This is a genomic window from Rhodopirellula sp. UH5 (assembly GCF_056839225.1).
Genome location: NZ_CM166390.1, coordinates 7,097,455 through 7,115,366 on the forward strand (window position 1 = coordinate 7,097,455; position 17,912 = coordinate 7,115,366).

Consider the following 17,912-nt stretch of genomic DNA (forward strand, 5'->3'; position numbering starts at 1 on the left):
CCTGGCGACAAACGTAGTGCTCAATTCGAGCCCACTGAGAGTTTAAGACGTCATTCGATGATTTTCGTCACTGGGCTTTTGAAATTTTCTAAGAAATTTTTTGTGAGTTCGTGCGTCAGAGGTATCGTTGAGTGTGACATTTGCACCCCCGTCCTGACGGATCAATCCGGTTATTCCGGTTTTGAGGAATTGGTGTTGGAAACCGTCAGGTGAAGACGAACAACGTTGCAAGTGCGGTGCAAAGACCAGTGTGAGACACGCTGATTGATTGATGTCGATGCGAATTGCCCGACAAGCTGGTGGTGAGAACAAGCGTCGTTCCACCTTTGATCGTGGCTGTGAACAATCCAGAAAGACTCCGGCAAACTCTGATGAAACCTTTTCGATCCCGTCGCCTTTCCATTCAATCGCTCGAAGGGCGTCGGTTGCTAGCGGCTGTCAACGTCCCCGACGACCTCACCTCTGCACCCGATGCAATCGTGTCCGTTCCTGTGAACATTGACTCGGCAACCGGAGTGCGTGCGGCGGAGATCCGTCTGAGCTACGACACGTCGGTGTTGGACCTCGATGCCGATGACATCGACTTCGGCAGTGTTTGGGGGACCGGGAACGACACCCAAGTCACAGCGAATGTGGACGATGCGGCAGGAACAGTGGTCATCTTTGTTTCAGCCTCCAGTGAACTGACTGACGTCTCCGGCAGTCTGGTGGAACTTCCATTTTCAGTGGCCAGCGATGCGGTGCTGGATAGCACCACCGTGCTCGACCTGACACTTGTCACGTTGAACGAAGGGCAAATCTCAGTCGATCCCGCCCCCGTGTCCGGTTCTGATTCGACCGATGGTTTGATCACGATCACCGCGGCTGCGACGGGCGATGACTCGATCTCTGGATTTGTATACGCGGACGCCAACAATGACAACGCTGTTGGAACTGGCGAAGCCATTCCGGGCGTCACGATCACGCTGACAAACACTTCCACGGGGGCGGAATTGCAGACAACCACTGATTCCGACGGCAGTTACGAATTCACGGATTTGGCACCCGGTGAATATGAAATTGTTCAGTCCCAACCGGTCGCTTACCTGGACAGTGGTGTCAATGAGCTGACCGTCACGCTGGTCGAGGGCACGACGCTCGACGATCAGAACTTCCGCGAACTGGGTTTGCTTCCTCAGTACATCTTCAATCGTCTGCACACTTCCTCGGTGTTGCCTGTCGGTTCCGACACCTGGAAAGACGCGATCACTGACATCAATGCGTTTGCGGAATCAACCGCCAGTGCCAGTTCAGCAAGCTCCGTTGCAGCCAGTTCCAGTGTGGTGGCGGCATCCACTTCGTCCTCCAGCGGCACCGAGTCCACGACCCCCGCGACATCGGATTCAACCGCCAGCGGCGAACCCTTGGTCGATGAAGCATCCACCTCGCCGATTGCTTCTACCGCGTCAAGCGTCGCGGCCGCACAGACGGCGGCGATGGGATCCCCCGTTGGGTCCAGCGACGACGACTCAGATGAAACCGCTGCGGTGGACGAAGTCTTTGCAAGCAATCTGTTTTGAGCAAATGTTTTCGACGGCGTGGAACTGACGCAATGTACTCATTCGTGCCTTGCGGACGCGTATTGAAATTGCGTTTCTGCAGTGGGTTTCGTTGGCCAACGGCGACCATCAACCCACACGTTTTAGATTGAATATGGCCGTTGGCCAGCAAGCAAAGTAGACGCAACTTCACAAATCTCGGCTTGGTGCTGCCCAGCCAAGTATCCTCCTGGGGCGGTGTGAACCCCGTCAATGAAACTCGAATCTGCGCCGGCTGATTCTTGCAGAGTGAGGCTAGGTGACGTTGACACAAATGTTCAGCCTGGATTACTTCTTCGATTGAAGTCCCGGCGTTGGATGGAAAGCACCGCTTTTCAAAACAACGAACTGGGCGTTCATTGCACTCGCGATGAACAGAAGATTCCATTCGGAAACATACATGGGAGCCAGGATGGCCAAAACATGTCGCGTGTTGACGACCGAACGCTTGGAAGGTCGACACTTGATGGCAAGTGTTTCATTGGACGCCTTGGGGCCCGCTCCAGAGCAAGAGTCAGTCGCCTCAATCCGAGTCGAAGACGCTCCCGCTCTCAGGGCAGCTGAGATTCGATTCGAGTTCAATCCCAAACTCGTGCAGATCGAAAAGGAAGACATACGACCGGGAGCAATCTGGGACAACAAAGCAGCCCTCATCGCCAATGTCGATCAAGAAAATGGCATTGTGGTCGCTTATGTGTTTTCGACCCAACCGGTGCTCGGTCGCGACGGCAACCTCCTCGAAATTGAACTCGATCAATCGCGAAACGCGGCTTGTCTGACACCGCCGAAACTGGATCTCCAGCAAGTGCGGTTGAATGAGGGCACGATTGAGTTGGAATCGGAACCCGTGGTGGGACCCGATCCAACGGACCGTGCTGTCATGCAATCTGCTCGCTCAACGGATATGTTTGCACCGCCAGAGAACAAACCCTTCATCGGGCCGGTGTTGCCGGATCACTTGAAACCAAGTCACGTCGACGCCGTGATCCATGACATCTTCCGTGCACCCGTTCATGGACGAATGTTGGGTTTCCAACGGCTTGGATGAGCAACCTGCTCATCGCTTGGCGATCAGCCGATGGACGCTAGCCCGGACTGCTGAAAATTTGGTGTCGTGAAGCCTCTTCGTTAGCGCAAGTCTTCATCCCGGGAGGGATATCAGATGGTAGCCGGGGGTTGCTGCGTAGCAGCGCACCCCCGGAAAACGAGCCCCAAAAAAGCACTCTCCATCCCGCGGTGGCCATTGCCACCGCGGGATGGAGAGTGGCGAGGCGGGATTTGCATGTCCGTCGGTGGCGCGATCGCTTACCGACGGCTACCATCTGACATCCCTCCCGGGATGAAGAAAGGCAGAAGCCGGATGGGAAATTGCATCCGTTATCAGAACGCCAATAGCAAACATTTCGCAGCCCAACGCTAGCCCACATTTGCCGGAGATGAACCGGACGCGATCACGTTCCGGCTGACAAAATCGACAGGCGGTTCAGCCAACGATGTCGCGGATCACACTTCCATAAACATCGGTCAATCGGAAGTCACGTCCGGCATAGCGGTACGTCAGCTGTTCATGATCCAACCCCAACAGGTGGAGGATCGTGGCGTGCCAATCGTGGATGTGAGACTTGCCTTCGACCGCTTCATACCCATGTTCGTCGGTGGCGCCGTAACTGAAGCCGCCGCGAACTCCGCCGCCCGCCATCCAGGTGGTGTAGCCCTTGTTGTTGTGGTCGCGGCCATCCCCGTTTTGGGCGTGCGGCGTGCGACCGAATTCACCGGCCCAAATCACCAGCGTTTCGTCGAGCAAGCCACGTTGCTTGAGGTCTTGCAGCAAGCCCGCGATGGGTTGATCGATCTGCGAACAGTGATCGTCCAGTTCGTCACGTAGGTTTCGGTGGTGATCCCAACCTGGGCTCACGCATTCGATGAAGCGGACGCCGCGTTCCGCCAAACGTCTCGCCATCAAACACTGGCGACCAAAGTCGTCGGTCCCCGAACCGTTGATGCCGTACAGTTCCAGCGTGTCCTGCGATTCATCGGACAAGTCGACGGCCTCGGGCATTTCCGATTGCATGCGATAAGCCAACTCAAACGACTCGATCATGCCTTCGACTTGCGGTTGATGACCGTCGCGATCGAGTTTGTTCTGATTCAGGTTTTGGATCAAATCCAACTGAATGCGTTGCAATTCCGGATCCAACATGCGGTTTGTCAAATTGGGGATCGCACTGTCTTCGCGTTGTGTGAATTGATCGCGAAGGGGGCGGCCGAAGGGACGTTGTTGCATCGGCGCTTCCGCGCCGCCGGACATGCCCATCCGTGACTCCGCGTAGCGCCGGCGGAGGTCGCCGCCCATGCCGGATTGCAGCCCGCGTCGGGATCGGCCGGGTTGATTCGACGTGTTTGATCGCATCATGTTCTGAGCGAACCCGCCGCGGCTTCGTCCACCCGCTTTCATCTTGGTGCCTTGATAGATCGCCGGCAGGAACGAGCTGGCGTAATTGCCACTGTCACCAGGCGAGGGATTCAAAACGATGAACCCAGGCAAGTTCTCGTTTTCGGTTCCCAGTCCATACAGCGTCCAAGCACCCATCGATGGTCGCGGGAACTGAAAGTTACCCGTGTGAGTCTGCGTGGTGGCTTGCGGGTGGTTGGGTTGGTCGCAATGCATGCCTCTCAGCAAACACAGTTCATCGGCTTGCTTGGAAAGTTCCGGGAACAGATCCGAGATCCACAACCCGCTTTCGCCCCGCTGGCGGAATTCCCAAGGCGATCCCAACAGCCGTCCGGTCCCACCATACTTGCCGACCTTGCCGGAGTCTCGCGTGAGTTGTGGTTTGTGATCGAACGTGTCGACATGTGAGGGTGCGCCACGCATGGACAAAAAGATCACCCGTTTCGCTTTCGGTTCAAAGTGAGGTTCTTTCACTTCCAACGGGCTGCTGGCTCGAGCTTGCTCCGTCGCCAACGCAGCAAACGCGAGGTAGCCGAATCCACTGCTGACGGCTTGGAGTGCGCCGCGACGCGACAGGGTGGTTGAATCGGACATGACGGAACCTGATGAGAGAGCGAAGTGGAGTGATCGAGTCTTCTTAGCGGAGCGGCGCGAGCCGCCCGGTGTGTCACCGGAGGGCTCGCGCCCTTCCGCTATCTTTTGAAATCGCGAAGTTGTTTCGGAATGGTTCCTTAGCGGAGCGGCGCAAGCCGCCCGGTGCATCAATTCAATGTGGCATAGGCTTCCAGCCTGTGAACGAGTACCCACAGGCTGGAAGCCTATGCCACAAGGTTTCAGTTCAGACATCGGAATTCGGCCGAGGCGATCAACGCTTGGCAGAATGCTGTCATCGCGAGTTGCTGCGTTTGCACAAAACGATTCGACTTGCTGCGAGCCGGTCCCATGAACTCTTGAAAGAAGTTCACGCAACTTCGAATTTCTGAGTCGGTGGCAGGCCGTCCGTACGTCGCCAAAAACGCTGCCGAGACACTGTCACGAACGTTCTTGTGTTCTTTCAAAAGGCGTCGGCCGAGTCCTTCCGCGTTTTGCAAAACGAATTCATCGTTCATCAAGTACAACGCTTGAGTGGGAACATTCGACACGTCGCGTTTCGCGTTGCTAAGACTCGGATCGGCAAAGTCAAACAGCGCCAGCGAACGAGGCACAGCGTCACGAACGATGGGCAAGTACACCGACCGGCGATCGTTCAGGCCGTCCAAGAGCGACGCGTCAAGAGTTCGCCCAATTCGGTTGTTGCCATAGCGAGCGATCGGCGATCCAACCGGACGTTCTAGGTTCAACCCGCCGCCGATGGCGAGGACCGCGTCCCGCATGGACTCCGCATCCAACTGACGCGGACTGGCACGCCAAAGCAATCGGTTGTCTGGATCGACCTCGTAGTTGGTCTCGTTCATTCGTGAACTCATCTGATAGGTTCGCGATAGAACGAGGGTGCGGATCATGGACTTGACGGACCAGTCCCTGGCAAACTCGATGGCCAAGTGATCGAGCAACTCGGGATGGGAAGGGGCTTGCCCGGTCATTCCCCAGTTGTTGGGTGTTGAGACCAGACCTTCGCCGAACAGGTGCAACCAGATGCGATTGACCATCACACGTGCGGTCAACGGATTCTCGGTTGACGTCAGCCACTGAACCAATTCGATTCGCCCACTGGAATCGGCCGGGATCGAGAAGTCTGCACTGTGCGGTAGGACTTGGACAAACCCGCGTGGCACACGTTGCGCTGGGGTTTCCACCTCGCCACGAACCAGGACGGCGGCGTCTTGGGATGAATCGGATTCTTGCACTCCCATCGCCAACGTTCGCGGCGTTCCGTCATCATCAATCTCTGACAAAACTCCCTGGATCAACGCGACTTGAGCCCGCAGCCGAATCACGGTTTGCTGCTGCGATGGATTTTCCCGATCGCGAACCGCTTCGGCCATTTGGGAACGAAGGTCCCGCATCCGTTCGTTCAGATCTTCGATCTCGTCGGTTGAATACACTCGGCCCGCAGCCATGTCATCCGCGATCGGCAGTTGCAACAGATCTGATGCGTTGCGGTTCGTGATCCCCTCGGCCGTTCCATAGTACGTGTCGGTGCTCTGGAAAATCCCCGCCATCGCGTAGTAGTCCGTCGTTGGGATCGGATCCAATTTGTGGTCGTGACAACGGGCGCAGGCGACCGTCAAACCCAAGAAGGCTTTGGTGACGGTGTCAATTTGCTCGTCAACGATGTCGGCTTGGACTTGCCGTGGATTGCGTTCAACGAGGTTCTTCGTTCCGATCGCCAAGAAACCGGTCGCGATCAAGTTGCGTTGCCACTGTTCATCTGTTTTGACGGGCAACAAATCACCGGCGACCTGTTCCGCGATGAAGCGATCGTAGGGAGTGTCTGCGTTGAAAGAATCGATCACATAATCGCGATAGCGCCACGCATGAGGATACGTGTTGTTGGTGCTGTTGCCACACGATTCCGCGTAGCGAGCGACGTCCATCCAGTGACGACCCCAGCGTTCGCCAAACCGGGGGCTGTCGAGCAGTTCGTCGACTTTGGATTCGATTGCCGCGTCGCGATCCCTGGCTGTTGCACGGAGGAAGGATTGGACTTCGTCGGGAGTGGGGGGCAACCCGGTCAAGTCAAACGAGAGGCGACGCAACAGGGTTGCCGCGTCGGCATCGAGCGCCGGTTGCAAACCCTTGCCTTCTAATTTTGCCAGCACATGCACGTCCACGTCCGACTTGGGCCATTGGGTGTGCTGAACCTCGGGCAATTCTTGCTCACGAGGCTTTTGAAATGCCCAGTGTTCCCGTCCGGATTCCAAGTCAACCTTGCTTTCCACCGTGATCGATTCGCGAACGCGAGGGTCGGGCAGACCCATTTCGATCCAACGTTTGAAATCCGCCAGCACATCGTCGGGCAACTGTCCTCGTGGTGGCATCTCCCAACCGTTGTACGTCACCGCGTCCCAAAAGGGGCTGTCTTCCGGGTGCCCAGGAACGACCGAAGGACCCGATTCACCGCCGAGCATCAACCCGTCACGGGTGTCCAGTCTCAGTCCACCTCGTGTCTTGCCGGACTCGGCCGAGTGACACTCGTAACATTCGCGGACCAGCACCGGACGAATTCGGTTCTCAAAGAACTCAAGTTGTTCCGGAGAGATTCCCGCAGTCTCTTGACCCTGCGACTCAAACGTGCTCAGCACGCTCAGCGAAGTGACCAACAGAGGAATGACGAATGGTTTCATAGCGACACGTGCAAGCATGGTGGCAAGTGGAGAAAAGGAAGGGATCCGTCCACGCGGAGCAAACGGTCGTGGCGAATCATTCACCGGGACGTTTGGGCTGAACCCCCTTGTCCTGATTTCGCATCGCTCGCTGGCCGTCGGCACCCGGTCGCATGCGTTCACGCCCTTCGCCTTGGCGGCCACGCATGCCTTGCGTTCGACCCTCGCGAAAAGCCGTCAGAGCTGCCGCGAGTTCTTTTTCATTGAGTGCGCCGTCACCATCCTTGTCGTGGTCCTTGATCAGCTTCGCTGCGATCTTGGTCGGATCCAATTGCAACCCTGCCCCCGCGCGACGGCGGGCTTGTGGGTCACGCTCGCCATCTTTGTCCAAACGATTTGGCTTTTGAGCGAACGCGACCGACGAAATCAGCGGCAACGCCGTGCTGCCGGCGAGCAGTTTCAACAAGAAACGACGTCGCTGGGGATGTTCTTCTGCCGATTGAACCAAGCTTTCGGTTTCGGTCTTCATGGTTGACTCCTCGATGAGAACTGAGGCAAGGATTTGGACGACGAAGGTCGTCGTGAAAAACGCGAGTGGATGGACGCGTCGACAATCACACGGACGTGATCGCCTCGTCGACCAAATGACATCAAACTGAGATCGATTGTTCGGCCGTCTTCACTGAGCGTGATGACATCGCTGATGCGTGACGCATCCAGTTCCAGGCCTCGTCCGAACGGCAGGCTGGCTGCACTCCGCAGTGAGAATCGGCCATCCGTTGCGAACAGCGTTTTGTCTTCAACAATCACACCGAGAATCGGCTGTTGAAACGTGATGCTGCCTTCGACCAATTCCAAGTCGCGAATCGTGGGACGCTGGCGATTGTTCTCGGTGTCGATCGGAATCTTCGGATTGAACATCAATAAAAACGAGCGAACGCGGTGACCCGTTGAAACCTCTGCGGGCAACAATAACGCCGCTTTTGTGTACCGTCCGGGGACCGTGAGATCGACGGAGCATGGTGACTGCAATCGAGTCGCATAGCCCTCGGGCAACACAAAGATCCGACGGTCGCTTTGGATCCGGTTGACCAATCGCGGCCAAGGAGGAGCAAAACGGAAGGCACCGGTTGATTTGACGATTCCCGACCCAAACGGCCACAACTTTTCAAAACGCCCGGTGTCGAACGCGATGTCGCTCATGCTGCCATCCGAAGACAATTCGACGCTCTGCCCCTCGGTCAGCAAACGCTTGTGATGATCCTTGTCCGTGACCACCTCGACTTCGCCGTCAAAGACGGAGACCTTTGACAGTCCATCGCGTTCCAGTTCAATCCCAAACGCGGTTCCCAAGTCGATGACCTGTGCCGAGGGTGTGTCGACTCGAAAACCTTCTGCGCCCGGCGGCACGGTGGCGGACAGAAGTCCGTAGGCCAACTTGGTCCGATCCATCGATTGCAGTTCGTAGGATGCCGGGCCCTCCAGCGTGACTTCGACGCCGCTGTCGAATTGAACTTGAACGATGCCGGATCGCAGACGAATGGTTCGAGCGTTCAACCGGTCGCCGGATTGGGACGCGTGATCGCTTTCCCAGGTGGCATCGATGGACTGAACCAGAGTCGCGAACGTTGTGTCGATTTCGTTGTCGGGGGATGCCGGCGAAGAGGGATTCTGTGCGACGGACGGGGTGGTTGGTCGGCCAGACTTCGAGGGATCGACCTTGGTCCGAATCACCAATCCAGTGACCAGCAACACGGTCGCCGCGATGGCGGCAACGCCCCACGTGAGTCGCTGACTTCGTCGATGTGTGGCGAGAGCGACTGGTCTGGACGTGGGCTCCGCGGGATTGGATTCATCAGGTCCCGATTGGGTGAACTGTTGCCAGCTCAATTCGGCCGTCATTCGCTCGTCAAAGTGAACCGTGTCAGCGAACTGCTTGGCGTGATCCGGATTCGCATTGATCCAGCTTTCCAGTTCAGACAGTTGATCCGGCGTCAGAGTTTCATCCAGGTAGCCGTCGATCAAGGTTGGGTGGCGGTTGTTCATCCGTTCGCTCCTTCGGAGACGAACTTGTCTTCGATGCATTCACGCAGTTGCTCTCGAATCCGCTGCAAGGCTTTGGAGACCGAGTTCGCTGTCATGCCGATTTGTTCGCTGATCGCAATCGGTTTGAGTCCTTTTTGATATCGCAATTCGCAGATCTTTCGAGCACGGCCGGGCAGTTGATCGAGGCATGTGGGCAGGTGATCGAGTTCTTCGGGGGGAGAGGACTGTTCAAACGTGGACTGCAAATTCGCGATCGTTTCCTCGCTGAAGACCAGCCGGTCCCGTCGTCGGCGGCGCAGGTACAAACTGATTTGGTTGCGAGCGACGCCGATCGCCCAGCCCTGAAACGCTTGCGAGGAATCGTAGGATTCAAATGAGTTCAAAACCGCGAGTGCTGTCTCTTGCAGCACGTCTTCACGGTCACGCCGATCTCGAACCACCGACGCAACGAAAGCAGCCACCACCGGCTGAGCCGAGGTCCACAATCGGGTCGCATGGCGTGTTGAATCGTCCACTCAAAACTCCTGAGAATTGGCTTGCATGAGTTCCTTATCCGCTCGAATCCAATCATGACATGAAAGCGATCGGATTTTTTGAATTTTGTCATTCTCTGCTCCGCCATGTCCCCCAGCATTCTTGGCGGCTGAAGTAGGATGGAACCCTCATTCCCACCTCAAAGACTGGCGTGAACAAACGTTTGCTTGCCCGTCCCCGCCTCATTTATCGCACGTTTGCATGACTCATTCAAAATTTGGAAAACGATCTTCCGCCCTCGATCGACGCGCTTTCCTGAGCGGCACTGCCAAGCTGGGGATGGCCGCAGGAACACTGGGATTGAACAGTTCGCTGTTGCCATCGTTGGCCTCCGCCGACGATGGCAAGCCGCCGAAACGAGTCTTGCTGCGATCCTCCTGGCAAACCGTCAACATCGGCGACATCGCTCACACGCCAGGCGTGCTGAGCATCCTTCGCGAGCACCTGCCCGACGTGGAGGTCACGCTTTGGCCGTCCAACGTTGACAACGGCGTGGAGGAATTGCTGCGAAAGGAATTTCCCAAACTGAAGATTGCCAAGCCGCGATCCGAAGCATTGAAGCAAGCCTTCCGGGAATGCGATTTCCTACTGCACGGATCAGGAGCATCCATCGTCGCCGAACGTGACTTGATCCGATGGCGAGAGGAAACGGGAAAGCCGTACGGCATCTACGGGATCACTTTCCCAATGAAGAAATCCTCCGCGACCAGGGCTCGCAACGAGGACGCGATGGCTCGTTCGGTCGAAGTATTGAGTCATGCCCGGTTTGTGTTCTTCCGCGATAGCAAATCGCTCGCTCTCGCGAAGAGTCTCGGTGCCTCGTCGCCGGTGATGGAATTCGGTCCCGACGGAGCCTTCGCCTGTGACTTGCGAGATGAGCCTGCTGCCGATCATTTTTTGGAAGAGAACCAGTTGAAACCGCAGGAATTTCTATGCTGCATCCCGCGACTGCGCTACACGCCGTACTGGACCATCAAACCCAATGTGAAATTTGATCCCGTCAAGCACGCTCGCAACGAAGCGATGAAGGAGCACGACCATGCGCAGCTTCGCGAAGCGATCGTGCAAGTCGTTCGCGAAACCGATCGCAAGGTCTTGGTGTGCCCGGAAGACCGAACGCAGATGGCGGTGGGCAAGGAGATGCTGATCGATCGATTGCCACAGGACGTGCTGTCGCGAGTCGTTTGGCGTCCGAACTATTGGCTGGCGGGGGAAGCGGTCAGCGTTTACATGAAGAGCGCCGGGTTGTTCGGCAATGAAATGCATTCGCCGATCATGTGCATCGGTCACGGCATCCCCGCGATCGTTTGTCGGTTCGAGGAACAAACCAGCAAAGGCTACATGTGGGAGGACATCGGCTTGGGGGACTGGTTGTTCGATCTGGATTCGGAAACGGATCGCAACCGCATCGTGCCGGCGGTTTTGCAGATGGCAAATGACTTGGACGCGGCCAAAGCCAAGGCGGATGAGGCACGCCGATTCGTCGAAAACCGCCAACGAGAAACGATGGCGGTACTGCAACAGGAACTCGCCAGCATCTCCTGACCCCGGAGCTTGAAAGCGGAGGCACATCTGAGGGGATGAGCATGGATGGCTCCGGAGGAGTCTGCGTTGATAGCTCGGGGCCGGATCGCGAGACCGGCTGTTTTCATCCCGGTAGGGATGTCAGACGGTAGCCGGTGGTCGCTGCAACGCAGCGCACCACCGGAAAACGAACGTACCCCCAAATACTCCGCCTCCCGCCGTGGCCATCGGCCACGGCGGGAGGCGGAACGGGAAGGTGGGATTGACATGTCCGTCGGTGGCGCGATCGCTTGCCGACGGCTACCGTCTTGAATCCCTGCCGGGATGAAAACTCGCGCAACCACAATGCTTCACAACACAGAGCATTTCGCAGTCCAGCGTGGGCCTAGGTTGAGTGCAGGAACCGTGGCCAACGCCAAGCGACTCACATACCCGATGACACCTGCGTACCTGTCTACGCCGTCAACACCATCAAAAACGATCGCTCCGCTTGGGGCCGCTTCCTTCGCTGGTACCGAGGCACGGGTGAAAAACACCGTCTTTTGCACCCGTGCCTCGGAAGCAGCGAACGCAACCCCGCGTCACGCCATCCACGCCCGGTCGCGCAAGTGCTGCAGACCGAGCCCCATTCAGCTAAAGTCAACACCCTTTCTCCCCCATTTCCAAGCCTAGACGACACCCTGTCGTCCAGAACCCCGTTAGACGCCGCTAGATTACTGGTGATTCATGGGCGCAGCACTCTACATCGTCACCGAACGTGAAATCCCTGATTTCGACCCCTTCGTAAATGGCAAGGCTTTATCGGCTGCCGAACACAAACTATCGTCGATCGCGGCCGATCTCGGCGTTGCGGGCCTGATGGACTTCTTCAGCATCGACCCTGCCGAAGCTGCCGCATTCATGGAGGACGAGGGCGGTGATGCTGACATCGAGTTACCGCCTGCCACTTGGTTCGACGCGGATAGTGGGCTGGCAACCGTTAACGCAATCGCCAAACACATTTCTGATAATCCAGATTCCATACCGGATTTCGCAGGCGTTCTATCCGACCTTGCTGAATTTCAGACCGTTTTGACTCGCTTGAAATCCGTGGGTGTTCGCTGGCACTTGGGCGTCGACTACTGATGGCCCGCGGCGTCTAACATGGTTTTTACGCTAGGCCTGCGGCACACCGCTGTCGTTTGTTCAAGCCTCCATCTGGTGGTAGAATCTCTCGTAGTTCAAGCATCGCTCGCTTCGTTCAGGGCGGTGTCGTAAAGACCTTCCGTTGGCCGACCCAGAGATCACTAATGTCCGTGACAATCTCGATTGCGCCGACCAGCGAGGACACGTGGATCATCCGCAATGCCGTGTACCGATGGCTGGTCGCGCGTGTCGCCGACTTGCATACTGACCAACCGGACGTCGTCGAGCAACTGACGATCAGCGGCTACTGCGGCGGAATCTCACTTGACCGCCATCTGCAGGAATCACCTGAGCTCGCCCGTCGCATCGCCGATGCGCTTCGTGCAACTATCGACCACATTCGCACACATGCTGTTCCGCTAACCGATGATTCCGATGCACCGTGGCCTGAGCTGCAACCGCAGGTTTGCACCGCTCTCGATGACTTGCAGTTGCTGCTTGACCGTTTTGCGGTGGTGGCTGATCCGTAGCGCAGGGTCGGCCAACAGGGATTTTACGCAATGTCCTTTGGAGCACCTTCCTTGGTTGGGCACGCGGGCTGGCATTGGTACAATCTCCCGTAGTTCAGATGTCGCTTCGTTCGTTTAGGCGGTGTCGTGAATAACTTCCTTTGTGCGGACTCCTCCAAGGAATACCGATGCTTACCCCCAATTATAACGCTGTAATCCGCCAAGACGGCGAATGGTGGATCGGGTGGATCGAGGAGGTGCCCGGCGTCAATTCGCAGGGTGCGACCCGTGACGAACTGATCGACAACCTGCGCGAGGCCCTTTCAGAGGCCATCGAAATGAACCGCGAGGATGCCCGTAAGGCTGCTGGCGCAGCATACGAAGAGGTGGCAATTCAACCGTGAAACGCCGTGACCTCATTCGACATTTGAACGACAGTGGCTGCGTTTTAGTGCGTGAGGGCGGCAACCATTCTTGGTGGGGCAATCCCGCTACTGGTGCACGGTCAGCGGTGCCGCGTCATCGCGAGATTTCTGATCACTTGGCACGTAAAATCTGCCGTGATCTTGGGATCCCAGAACCGTAGGCCGCACAACAGGGGTTTTACGCTAGGACTGCGGCACACCTTCGTTGGTAGGCAACGCGCGTTGGCAATGGTGCACCTTCTGATGATTCAAACTCCAACGCTTCGCTTAGGGCGGTGTCGCAAAAGACTTTCGTTGGGCGACCCTAGAGCGATCTGATGTCACGATCACCGGGAATGACCCGCGCGACTTCGATTCCGTCCTGAATTAATCGGTAAAAGATGACATAACGCCCAACAACGCTACTGCGAATGTCGGCACCGTACTCGTTCCGCAATTCACCGAAATCTGGAACCGTCGAAATGAGCCTGCACTTCTCTTCGATCTTCTCGATCCAATTCGCTGCCGCGCTCGGTTTGTCCCTCGCGATGAAATCAAAGATATCGGACAAGTCCTGTTTCGCTGTCGGCGAAATGAATAGCTTTGCCATCTAGCTGGCGTCTTCAACTGCCGCTTTGGCGCGTGCTCGCAGTTCTGAAAACACTTCGTCGCCGTCAATTCCCAGTCCCGCATCGAGTTCGTTGATGCCCTTCTGGATATCGGCTCGCAATCGTTGTCGGCTCATCAATAGCCGAACCCCTTCGGTGATCGCCTCGCTTGTCGACTCAAATTCGCCGGACGTGACGAGACCCTCAATAAACTGCATCGCATCGTCTGGTAGTTGTATATTCATTCCAGTGTTCCTTTTTCACGACCGGTTCGCCCAGCAGGGGGTTGCCGCAAGGGCCTTTGGCACGCCCTCGATTGTAGGCGACTTGGGCTGGCATTGGTAGAAACGCCCCAGGTGCCACGTTTTTCGCTTCGTTCAGCGCGGTGTCGTAAAAGACTTCCGTTGTCGGTCATTGGCTGATCCAATGCTCATGCAAATCACGCTCGGACAATTTGTTCATCTCGACCATAGCGGGATCGGCGTTGTTGTTGCACTGCTGTCAGTCGGCGATGTGCGATAGCAAGACTTCACCGTGATTCCCGGCTGCTTCCACAACGATCCACCGATCGCTGATGCAGACCAGCGCGCAATCAACGTCCTTGACGAATCTGACGCATCGACTCGCTGGAAACACCTCGTCAGCGCGAGCAATCGCCACTTCAAGCTCCTCGATCAAACCGAATGGCCCGCCCAGCTCGTGCGAGACGCATCCATCTTCTTCACTTGGATGAATCACTGGAACAACGCCGCCGCCGATGCTTTCTGCGATGCTCTCAGAACGCTAAATATTAGCCCCACCGAAACGGTCACGATATTTTGGATGCGCGAACATGCGGTCGAATCCAGTTAAGACGCGTTTACACGTAACTGGATCAATTTCCTCCTCAGCAGGCAGGGGATGTCGATTGATGAAGGGCAGCATTTGGTTGTGGACGAGGCAACGAGTCCCTTTGCCGACCGCTTCGCTGTCGACGACAAAGCGGCCCTTCCAGATTTCGCCTGGAATCGAATCAAAGAACGATTCGGATCGCAGTTTGTGTTTCAACTTGCCGCGAATCAACCGCTTTAGAATCTGCTCAGGCACGAACACACTGGCCCGACTGCTTTGCCGAACGCCGTTGGCCCGTGCCCAGCGTGCGGCGGTGACATCATGAAATTCGACGCGATGGCTTCCATCAAAGGTCAAGCTCCACAATGGATCAGCCTCTGCAAAAACTGCACTGCCAATTTCTCGAAACCGTTTTGGGAACTGGAATCTGGCGACAGTTTCTGCACCATCTTCATCTAGCAACCGCGGCCACTAACAGGGTTTTTGCGCAGAGCCGCGGCTTCGTCGTTGGAGCGTTGTTTGGTTTGCCGCGTCGTTCGCTTCGTTGACGCATTTTGGTTGGCAACGACGCGGACACCGCATCTTTGGCAACCTGGCAATCCTTTGGTAAACTGTTTGGAGTTGCGACGCTTGTTGGCTTCGGAGAGAAGCGGTGTCGTGAAGAACTTCCGTTAGGCGACCTAGCCATGTCTGAATATCAAGACATTCTTGCAAACGCTACGCAACTGCCGATCGACGACCGTCTTCGACTGATCGACGACTTGGCCTCGTCGGTTCCCGACGACCATCCACCACGTCTTTCACCTGAGTGGCTTGCTGAGATCGACCGCCGCAGCAATGAGATTGACACTGGAACTGTCGAAACTGAAAGCTGGTCAACGATTCGCGCCCGGTTGTTTGAACAACACGCTGTCCGCGATGCAGGTTGATTTTCACCCTGATGCGACAATTGAACTTTCCGAGTCCGCCGAATGGTACGCCGAACGAAGTTCGAGAGCTGCTCGCAACTTTTTGGTGGCAGTTGATGTAGCGGTTGCGTCAATCATGGACGATCCCAAACGGTTCCTCAGCATTGACGATCGGCACCAATCCTGTAGTGTCATCAAGTTTCCGTTTCAAATGGTTTTTCGCGTTAACGATGATCGTATCGTTGTCATTGCAGTTGCCCATGCAAAACGCCGTCCTGGATATTGGTGCGGCCGGTAGCGTTGGGGTCGCCTAACTATTCGGGATTTAGGGTCAGCGAGTTACGAGCCTGGATCTAAATGCTCATTCAAGGCGAGCCGCTTTGCGGTGAGGGCGAGCCGGCGACCGTTCCCTGGTGGTTTTGTCCGTTGGTGCCTGCTCTGACGGAGGGCTCTATCCGCGTTCCGGTTCGTGACGATGCTTTGGGCGGCCGCTTTCGATCAGTGGCACGGTGTTTTGAGTTGGGCCGGGTCGATGAATGGTGTTTGCGTTAGTCGCTTCGCGATCACCTTCGCTCTTTGGCATCCGTAACGACTTCCACGGTGGCGAGAGCTCTGTCGATCTTTTCTTGATGCTGCGACAGCGTGATATTGGATTGTTGCAGCTGGGGTGTTTGCCGTGACGTTACTTCAGCTCAACACGTGTTGGTCGAGCTGTCTCGGACGTCATGATCCGTGGGAGTTGGAACACGTCGCCCGCTGCGTTGGAAAAGTACAGGTGGGAGTGCGACGGTTTTCGTCCGTGTCCATCCGCCCAGATGGCAAAGAAGTCCGGGTGCGCGTTGAGGGCTCGGCGAACGTAGGTGTGGTTCATCTCGCTGCCTTGGGTCATTTGCCGCCTCTTGGTCCAGGTCGCGCCTTGGTCGACGCTCTTCCACATCGCGACTTCGCCGCCCGGGTTGTAGGGCTGCGGTCCGGGTTCGGTTGGGCCGACGACTCGCCAGTCGTCTTTGGCCAGCAACCAGAGTTCGCCGGCGTCGTAGTTGTTGTCCGATGTGGTGATGGGCGAGCGTTTCCATTCGCTACCTGTCCAGCGTGCCAGCATCCAGGTGCGAGGATCGTTCTTGGGGCCGGATTCGTATCCCTTGCTGGTGATGTACAGCAGCACGGGATGGTCGTTGGTGTCATAGCGAAGGTCTTTCAGGTACACGTTCAGACCTTCCGCTTCGTAATCGTGGATCAGTGCTTGGTTGTGGACTTCCTTGAGCGGCAGCGTCAGTTCGTCGCCGCCGGCCGTTCGCCAGGTGTCTCCGTTGTCGGCTGTTTCGAGGTAGTACAGATTGGTGCGCCAGTTCAGTCCTTTGCCTTGCGGGTGATAGTTGAACATCGAGCCTGCTTTGGCGGCGCCGACGCCACTGACTTGGTAATGGCCTTGCCCAATCGCGGCCAGGCGTTGCCACGAACTCCACTGGCGACCGTCAGGACTGCTCATGAAACAAATGGTGCGGGCAGCGGGGTAGTTGTAGCGGGTGAAAAAACCTTGGAAGCCGTTGTCCGAGTGCCACATCTGCATGTAGGAAAAGTTGTTGATCGGCGTGCGACCGTCTTCCTCGGCGCGAGTTGCCTCCACCAGTTCAAACTCGGCGATGTCGTAGGGACGTTTGCTGCGGTGAATGTAGGACGGGCGTGACTGACCGTGGGAGGTCGAGAAGATCCAAATGTGTCCTTTGTCGTCGACGGAAATCACGGGGTTGTCATGCGCGTCGTCGGTCTGCTTGTCCAGCAGGATCGTGGGGCGGGGAACGGTGTTGGTTTCGTGATCGTAGTAAGAAACCATGTGCAGCAACTTGCGGCTGTCGTCTGCCGTCGCGCCTCCGAAGCAGAAGAACGTTTTGTTGACTTGTTCGCAGTGGATCGCAAACGGTTTGTGCTTGGCACAGTAAGTTCCCAGGCCACCGCTGTACTTGTAGACGTATTCATCGCCCGAGGGCTGGTTCATGTACCAAATGCCTCGGTAGCCATCGGCCTTTTGGTTCAGCGTCACCGGATCATCGGCACGGGCATCGTCAGCGAAAAAGAGCGAAGCCATTGCGATCAGCAAGGTGGGCAGTCCGAGTTGTGTCTTCATGGT

The 17,912-nt window shown here is 56.6% G+C and carries 19 protein-coding genes; 10 read left to right on the top strand and 9 right to left on the bottom strand.

What is annotated here, in order from left to right; translation table 11 throughout:
- Nucleotides 1-371: 371 nt before the first annotated feature.
- Both UH5x_RS25400 and UH5x_RS25405 read left to right on the top strand, forming a co-directional pair.
- Complete coding sequence (locus UH5x_RS25400; protein WP_482634089.1) at nucleotides 372-1,559, top strand: cohesin domain-containing protein; 1,188 nt, start codon at nucleotides 372-374, stop codon at nucleotides 1,557-1,559.
- A gap of 430 nt (nucleotides 1,560-1,989) precedes the next feature.
- The gene (locus tag UH5x_RS25405) at nucleotides 1,990-2,625 is read left to right on the top strand and encodes a cohesin domain-containing protein (protein ID WP_047817332.1); all 636 of its coding nucleotides are present in this window, start codon (nucleotides 1,990-1,992) and stop codon (nucleotides 2,623-2,625) included.
- 435 nt (nucleotides 2,626-3,060) lie between these two features.
- Here UH5x_RS25405 and UH5x_RS25410 read toward each other — a convergent pair whose 3' ends face one another.
- The 5 genes from UH5x_RS25410 to UH5x_RS25430 all read right to left on the bottom strand — a co-directional run bounded on the left by UH5x_RS25410 (nucleotide 3,061) and on the right by UH5x_RS25430 (nucleotide 9,856).
- A complete protein-coding gene (locus tag UH5x_RS25410; RefSeq protein ID WP_482634090.1) occupies nucleotides 3,061-4,623 on the bottom strand; it encodes a DUF1501 domain-containing protein in 1,563 nt (520 codons plus the stop codon).
- A gap of 239 nt (nucleotides 4,624-4,862) precedes the next feature.
- Nucleotides 4,863-7,334, bottom strand: a complete 2,472-nt coding sequence (locus UH5x_RS25415; protein WP_482634091.1) for a PSD1 and planctomycete cytochrome C domain-containing protein — start codon at nucleotides 7,332-7,334, stop codon at nucleotides 4,863-4,865.
- Nucleotides 7,335-7,392: 58 nt separating this feature from the next.
- The gene (locus UH5x_RS25420; protein ID WP_482634092.1) at nucleotides 7,393-7,824 is read right to left on the bottom strand and encodes a hypothetical protein; all 432 of its coding nucleotides are present in this window, start codon (nucleotides 7,822-7,824) and stop codon (nucleotides 7,393-7,395) included.
- A complete protein-coding gene (locus UH5x_RS25425; RefSeq protein WP_482634093.1) occupies nucleotides 7,821-9,341 on the bottom strand; it encodes a FecR domain-containing protein in 1,521 nt (506 codons plus the stop codon). The genes UH5x_RS25420 and UH5x_RS25425 overlap by 4 nt, the downstream gene beginning before the upstream one ends.
- Nucleotides 9,338-9,856, bottom strand: a complete 519-nt coding sequence (locus UH5x_RS25430) for a sigma-70 family RNA polymerase sigma factor (RefSeq protein WP_047817337.1) — start codon at nucleotides 9,854-9,856, stop codon at nucleotides 9,338-9,340. The genes UH5x_RS25425 and UH5x_RS25430 overlap by 4 nt, the downstream gene beginning before the upstream one ends.
- 220 nt (nucleotides 9,857-10,076) lie before the next feature.
- Here UH5x_RS25430 and UH5x_RS25435 point away from each other — a divergent pair, with 220 nt between their 5' ends.
- From UH5x_RS25435 to UH5x_RS25455, 5 genes are all read left to right on the top strand, one after another.
- The gene (locus UH5x_RS25435; RefSeq protein WP_482634094.1) at nucleotides 10,077-11,420 is read left to right on the top strand and encodes a polysaccharide pyruvyl transferase family protein; all 1,344 of its coding nucleotides are present in this window, start codon (nucleotides 10,077-10,079) and stop codon (nucleotides 11,418-11,420) included.
- Between the two features lie 705 nt (nucleotides 11,421-12,125).
- Complete coding sequence (locus tag UH5x_RS25440; protein WP_482634095.1) at nucleotides 12,126-12,524, top strand: hypothetical protein; 399 nt, start codon at nucleotides 12,126-12,128, stop codon at nucleotides 12,522-12,524.
- A 164-nt stretch (nucleotides 12,525-12,688) separates the two neighbouring features.
- Entirely contained in the window at nucleotides 12,689-13,054 is a 366-nt protein-coding gene (locus UH5x_RS25445) for a hypothetical protein (RefSeq protein WP_482634096.1), read from the top strand.
- 167 nt (nucleotides 13,055-13,221) lie between these two features.
- On the top strand, nucleotides 13,222-13,437 hold the full coding sequence (locus UH5x_RS25450) for a type II toxin-antitoxin system HicB family antitoxin (protein WP_047817341.1): 216 nt from the start codon (nucleotides 13,222-13,224) through the stop codon (nucleotides 13,435-13,437).
- Nucleotides 13,438-13,484: 47 nt separating this feature from the next.
- Entirely contained in the window at nucleotides 13,485-13,619 is a 135-nt protein-coding gene (locus tag UH5x_RS25455; protein WP_482636077.1) for a type II toxin-antitoxin system HicA family toxin, read from the top strand.
- Nucleotides 13,620-13,762: 143 nt separating this feature from the next.
- Here the strand turns inward: UH5x_RS25455 and UH5x_RS25460 are convergent, their stop codons facing one another.
- Complete coding sequence (locus UH5x_RS25460; protein ID WP_482634097.1) at nucleotides 13,763-14,047, bottom strand: type II toxin-antitoxin system RelE/ParE family toxin; 285 nt, start codon at nucleotides 14,045-14,047, stop codon at nucleotides 13,763-13,765.
- Nucleotides 14,048-14,290: a ribbon-helix-helix domain-containing protein gene (locus UH5x_RS25465; protein WP_482634098.1), complete on the bottom strand. Its 243-nt coding sequence runs from the start codon at nucleotides 14,288-14,290 to the stop codon at nucleotides 14,048-14,050. It abuts the gene before it with no gap.
- A 289-nt stretch (nucleotides 14,291-14,579) separates the two neighbouring features.
- Here UH5x_RS25465 and UH5x_RS25470 point away from each other — a divergent pair, with 289 nt between their 5' ends.
- A complete protein-coding gene (locus UH5x_RS25470) occupies nucleotides 14,580-14,897 on the top strand; it encodes a DUF2947 family protein (RefSeq protein ID WP_482634099.1) in 318 nt (105 codons plus the stop codon).
- On the opposite strand, the gene UH5x_RS25475 is transcribed toward UH5x_RS25470, so the two are convergent.
- Nucleotides 14,829-15,233, bottom strand: a complete 405-nt coding sequence (locus UH5x_RS25475; RefSeq protein WP_482636134.1) for a hypothetical protein — start codon at nucleotides 15,231-15,233, stop codon at nucleotides 14,829-14,831. The two genes, UH5x_RS25470 and UH5x_RS25475, sit on opposite strands and share 69 nt — an antisense overlap.
- A 329-nt stretch (nucleotides 15,234-15,562) precedes the next feature.
- Between UH5x_RS25475 and UH5x_RS25480 the strand changes: the two genes are divergently transcribed.
- Entirely contained in the window at nucleotides 15,563-15,805 is a 243-nt protein-coding gene (locus tag UH5x_RS25480; RefSeq protein ID WP_482634100.1) for an addiction module protein, read from the top strand.
- Nucleotides 15,795-16,082 carry a type II toxin-antitoxin system RelE/ParE family toxin gene (locus UH5x_RS25485; protein WP_482636078.1) on the top strand — a complete coding sequence of 96 codons (288 nt, stop codon included), beginning with the start codon at nucleotides 15,795-15,797 and terminating at the stop codon, nucleotides 16,080-16,082. Before UH5x_RS25480 ends, UH5x_RS25485 begins: the two co-directional genes overlap by 11 nt.
- 384 nt (nucleotides 16,083-16,466) lie before the next feature.
- Here UH5x_RS25485 and UH5x_RS25490 read toward each other — a convergent pair whose 3' ends face one another.
- Nucleotides 16,467-17,909, bottom strand: a complete 1,443-nt coding sequence (locus UH5x_RS25490; protein ID WP_482634101.1) for a BNR-4 repeat-containing protein — start codon at nucleotides 17,907-17,909, stop codon at nucleotides 16,467-16,469.
- Nucleotides 17,910-17,912: the final 3 nt, after the last annotated feature.